The sequence below is a fragment of the Rothia sp. HMSC075F09 genome, assembly GCF_001810515.1.
Lineage (GTDB): Bacteria > Actinomycetota > Actinomycetes > Actinomycetales > Micrococcaceae > Rothia.
Map to the genome: position 1 here is coordinate 1 of NZ_KV801791.1, position 5,112 is coordinate 5,112.

Annotated in this window: 4 protein-coding genes; 1 reads left to right on the forward strand and 3 read right to left on the reverse strand. The window is 53.6% G+C overall.

Going from position 1 to position 5,112, the window contains the following annotated elements; translation table 11 throughout:
* Positions 1–141 precede the first annotated feature (141 nt).
* The 3 genes from HMPREF2749_RS04930 to HMPREF2749_RS04940 form a co-directional block, all read right to left on the reverse strand.
* Entirely contained in the window at positions 142–858 is a 717-nt protein-coding gene (locus tag HMPREF2749_RS04930) for a DUF6318 family protein (protein WP_049345149.1), read from the reverse strand.
* Positions 859–1,038: 180 nt separating this feature from the next.
* Positions 1,039–1,701: a hypothetical protein gene (locus HMPREF2749_RS04935; protein ID WP_053089020.1), complete on the reverse strand. Its 663-nt coding sequence runs from the start codon at positions 1,699–1,701 to the stop codon at positions 1,039–1,041.
* Positions 1,702–2,224: 523 nt separating this feature from the next.
* Complete coding sequence (locus HMPREF2749_RS04940) at positions 2,225–2,953, reverse strand: DUF6318 family protein (protein ID WP_070593584.1); 729 nt, start codon at positions 2,951–2,953, stop codon at positions 2,225–2,227.
* A gap of 699 nt (positions 2,954–3,652) precedes the next feature.
* Here HMPREF2749_RS04940 and zapE point away from each other — a divergent pair.
* Positions 3,653–4,708 (forward strand): cell division protein ZapE, encoded by a 1,056-nt coding sequence (gene zapE / locus HMPREF2749_RS04945; RefSeq protein ID WP_005506346.1) that lies wholly within the window; start codon positions 3,653–3,655, stop codon positions 4,706–4,708.
* The last annotated feature ends 404 nt before the right edge of the window (positions 4,709–5,112 follow it).

The following is a 5,112-nucleotide window of genomic DNA, read 5'->3' on the forward strand; positions in this document are numbered from 1 at the left end:
ACCGCCTCATTGTTAGCCTGCTGGCCGCAGGCTGCGAGCAGGGTGCCAACGCCCACAAGCGCGCCGCTACTCAACATTGCGCGGCGGGTAAGAAAAACGGAAGTCATGGAAATACATTCCTCGTATCGGTGAAGGTGATTTTTAGCTGGCTTTGTTAATCTTCTTCAAACCAGTTATGAGCCAACGGCCATCTGTATATGTGCAGGAAAGTTCCCAGGAATTATTATCTATTTCTCGGTTCTCGCGGGTTTCCCAGCTACCGTCAGGCTGAACGTACATAACGAAATTCCACTTGCGGTAAACCTTCCAAAGGTAAGTTTGATCGTCGACCTTCTGAGGGTTTTCCTCTGATACGAACTCGTTATGGCCGTCTATAATCCAGCCTCCCTTTTGGTAGAGACCGCTCATCTCATCGTAGAAACTTACTTCTGACTTTAGCGACGGCGCTATGTATTGTCGGGCCTCAGCGAAATCTCCAGTTTCTACCGCATAGTTGCGCCAATTGGCCCAGGCGCGAATTGTCTTTTCCAATCCGGAAATAGACTTTTCTCGATACCCCTCTTCGGGTGCTGGAGGCTTGGGGACATTCTGAGCGGGACCCTTTGAATCTGCTTTGCGGTATTCCCCATCTGGTGCTTTGGATCCGCCCGAATAGCCTCGAACAGTAGAAGGGGTTGCCGAGGTGGAGGATGACTCATCGCCGGTGGCTGAGGCGGTTTCGCCTGGCGTAGCGGTCGATGATGCCGAGGCGCCTGCCTCGTTATTTGCCTGCTGGCCACACGCCGCAAGCAGGGCGCCAAGGCCCACAAATGCGCCGCCGCTCAACAGTGCGCGGCGGGTAAGAAAAACGGAAGTCATGGAAGTGTATTCCTCGTATCGGTGTGGTGTGTGAATAAGAGAGCTGGTTAGAAACCGGAAGACTAACCAGCTGAAGGGAAGAACCCCGATAGCTGAGAAGCCACATGTGTTTCGAAAAGCCACGAAAGAAGTGGCTTCTCGGCGAACATGTGGCTTCTCAGCGTAAGACCCGCGGGGGCTCTACATGTCGGGCCAGTCACGGTGCAACGAATACTCCGTATCCCCATCGCCATTGTCATTAAGATGCCAACGCTGACCGGTACGGATATCAGCCTTACGCAGGCGCGGGTTCGGGTTATCCTTCTTGCCCATCGTCGGGTCGTTCTTGCAGCCCCAACGAGTGTCGTCTTCATCGCAGGTGCCGCCGACGCGTCCAACATCAACCCACCAGACACGAATCAGCAGCGGATCGACAGTTTCCTTCGTCAACACGACATCCAGAGCATGCCAGTCACCGCCGTTCACGCGGAAACGACCAGAGTAAGACACGGTCGCGTAGGCATGGAAGTTGCCCGAACGCTTATATACATAGCTGGTCGCGGTCTTGCGTGACTCTTCACCACGTGCCCTGCTGACAGGCTTGCCCATGGTGTAGAAGCTGCCCTCGTCACCGTTGCCGTACTGGATGGTCATCTGGGTGGGGTAGGACTCCATCTCCACGTGGCCAATCATGAGGTCGCCTTCCCAACGTGCGGTGGGTGCGTCAACGTAGAAGTTGACGGCCTGGTTCTTATAGACGTTGGGGTTGTCTTCGCCCTGACCAGAGCCAAGGTTATAGGACTGCTTCAGTACAGGGGCCTGGATATCGGTTTTAGCGAATTGGTCCTCAACTTCTTGGAGCATTTCTTCAATAGTGGGACCCTTAGGCTGTGCGGGGTCATTAGAGGTGAGAGTTTTGGTATCAAGTGGCTGGCAATATGTTCCTAGTCCTGTTTTCGGATCGTAATTTACCTCTTCGCCACTAATAGGCATCTCACGGATACGGCTGTATTTACCAGGTTGTCTTCCCGCTGCAAGACATTCCGCTTCACCTTGCTTGCGCGCATTACCTTTGGGAATATACATAGGCTGCCCCAAGTTGTCTTTTACTTCGTCATAATTTCTACGGAATTCTTCTTCCTTCCGCTGGTTCTCCGCTTCTATTTCAAGGGATGATTTAGCGGTAGGTGAGTCTATCCTAGTATCTAGGGTGCCTTTCCTCGCAAAGTTTTGTTGTGGAGTCTTTTCCTTAGTGAGGCATATAGCATGGCCGTTATCGCTACTGCATTCCTGGCTGTTCGCAGGAGGAACGCTCATAAAAACAGATGATGTGATAACAGCAAAAGTGAGTATATATGCACTTCCTATTTCTCTGATATGGAACATGCTATTTCAACGACCCTTTTTCCTTCAGCTGCTCTTGAGAAAGTGAGCCAACGACAGTCCAAAATCCATCCGAATATTTGAGAATGTAAGCGCCGCTATCGTCCCCCTCGGCCGTATTCGTGTCTTCGGTGTATGATCCGTCGGGCTCAACATACATTACGAATTCCCAAATATGCTTCAGCATAAGGGTGTATTCTTTAGTTTTTTCATCATAAATAAACTGACCATCGAGCTGATATTTGTCGAGACCATTAATGATCCATCCGCCGCGCTTATAAAGGCGCTCGACATATCCGTAGAACTTTTCTTCGTCAGTTTCTGGTTTCACATATGCTTTGGCGTATTCGCAATCACCCGTCTGGACTGCATAGTTGTGGGCTATGGTCCAGTCGTTGATCATGTTGAGAGCGCCCTCCTGAGTTTCGGGGTATTGTTTCCGGCTCGGGGGCTTGGGTACGTTTTGCGCGGGTCCGTAGCCGTCGGCTTTACGGTACTCACCGTCAGGGGCTTTGGATTGTCCAGAGTAGCCTCGGATAGTAGACGGGGTTGCCGAAGCTGATGCAGATTCAGAAGCTGCCGCAGATGCCGAAGCGGTTTCACTCGGCGCGGCGGAGGCGGTGGCTGCCGCCTCGTTATTTGCCTGCTGGCCGCACGCCGTAAGCAGGGCACCAAGGCCCACAAGTGCGCCGCTACCCAACAGGGTGCGGCGATTGAGAATGGTCGAATCCATAGAAGATACGCTCCTATCATCGGTGATGGTGTGTTGTTTAGTTACTAGTCGGGCTGCTTTTATGGGTCGTACCTGACCACCGGAAGAAAACAGCCCCGTAGCGCGCCCAACAAACGCATCAACGCGCTATGGAACACTACAGATACCACCCTACCGCATGTTTGCCGTCGTTTGCATTCTTTTGGGTGCTACAGTGACGAAACATTACCATACGAACACCTCAATGCTTTATATATCAAATAAATACCTGCACGCAAAGAATTTACATGCAGCGGTGAGTGTTCCCCTGCAAAAGAATTCCCGCAGCAGACCAGGGGAGAGGGCCGCGGACCAAAAGAATGAACAGCAAGCTAGAGGAGTAGATAGCGGGGCAGAGTAATAGCCGATAGGTTAAGGGAACAATCGATAGGTTAGCGCCTTCATAACGGGTTTAAAACCCACGGCGAAGACACTAACCTATCGAACGCAGCACCCCGTCCGAGATAGAACCAGCCAACGACGTCCCCGCCTGAAGTAAACCCCGGCACATCCTCACCCTGCTCGCCTCCGCATCCCCGCACAGCACCCACACAGCCCAATCCCTCATCCCACCCTCGCGCCCGTAATGTGGCGGGCAACTCATACGACTCACGCGGGGTGTTAGACAGTACTACACTTAAAGCGGAAGTCACATCGCCGTCACTGAAGAAAAGAGTTTTTGTGCCCACCACGACCGTACACTTGACCGACCGCATCCCTCGCGTTTCTGCTGATGAGTTGCTGGCGGGTTTCCGCCCCTCTGAGCGTTTTGGTGAAGTGTCTTTTGATAGCTACATTCCTGATCCGAATCAGCCGTCGCAGGCTGAGGCCGTGCAGAAGCTGAAGGATTTTGGCGACAAGATTAATGGTGGCGGTGCTGGTGCCGGTTTCTTTGGTCGCCTGTTTGGTGGCAAGAAGAAGGATTCGACGAAGGCTGGCCTGTACCTTGACGGCGGTTTTGGTGTGGGTAAGACTCACCTGTTGGCGTCGCTGTGGCATTATGTGGACGGCCCGAAGGCGTTCGGTACTTTTGTGGAGTACACGAACCTGGTGGGTGCGTTGACGTTCCGTAAGACGGTTGAGGCGTTGAGCAGCTACAAGCTGGTGTGTATTGACGAGTTTGAGCTGGATGATCCGGGTGATACTGTGCTCATGTCTCGTCTGATGCGTGAGCTGGCGGATGCTGGCGTGAAGCTTGTGGCGACCTCGAACACGCTGCCTGGTGCGCTGGGTGAGGGCCGTTTCGCGGCTGAGGATTTTAAGCGTGAGATTCAGGTGCTTGCTTCGCAGTTTGAGGTGCACCGTGTGGATGGTGAGGATTTCCGTCACCGTGGCCTGCCTGCTGCGCCGGAGCCTGTTGCTGATGATGCGTTTGATGCGAAGGTTGAGGAAGTGTTCGGCGGCCAGACTGTTGGTGTTGATAACTTCGCTGACCTGGTGGAGCACCTGGCGAAGGTGCACCCGTCGCGTTACCGTCAGCTGATTGATGGTCTGGATGGTATTGCGTGGCGTGATGTTCACCCGATTACTGAGCAGTCGGTGGCGTTGCGTTTTGTGGTGTTGGCTGACCGCCTGTATGACAAGGACTTGCCGATTGTTTCTTCGGGCGTGCCTTTTGACAAGGTGTTTACTGAGGAGATGCTGGCTGGTGGTTATCAGAAGAAGTATTTCCGTGCGGTGTCTCGTTTGACTGCGTTGGCTCGTGAGGGCATGCTGGGTGAGGAGGCGGAGCGCTAGTTCCGCTGTTCGCCGGGGCCGAGCTTTGGCCGGCTCGGGTTTTGATGCGCTGTTCTTTCTAGTCCCGTGAGACTCGAAGCTCGCCCGGTTTGCATGGTTAGCTTGGTTAGTCTGGTTTACCTGAACCGCGCCAACCCCTCTCATACGTGAGGACCCTCGCCGGGTCGCTTAGGAAGCACCCGGCGGGGGTCTTTGTGTGAGCGAGAACCTGGTACGTGACGGGAACATGGCGTGTCGCTCGCATGGTTTCTTCCCTTGCCAGGGAGTTATGCGGGGGTAGATGTGGTTGGAGTGTATAATTTTGCGTGTAGCCTCCGCGAGGTTCTCGCGAAGCACCCGTTTCTGCCGCATGGTTGCGGGCTATTTTCGGGTAGCTATTTCCCTTCCTTTTCGGAGGGACTTTC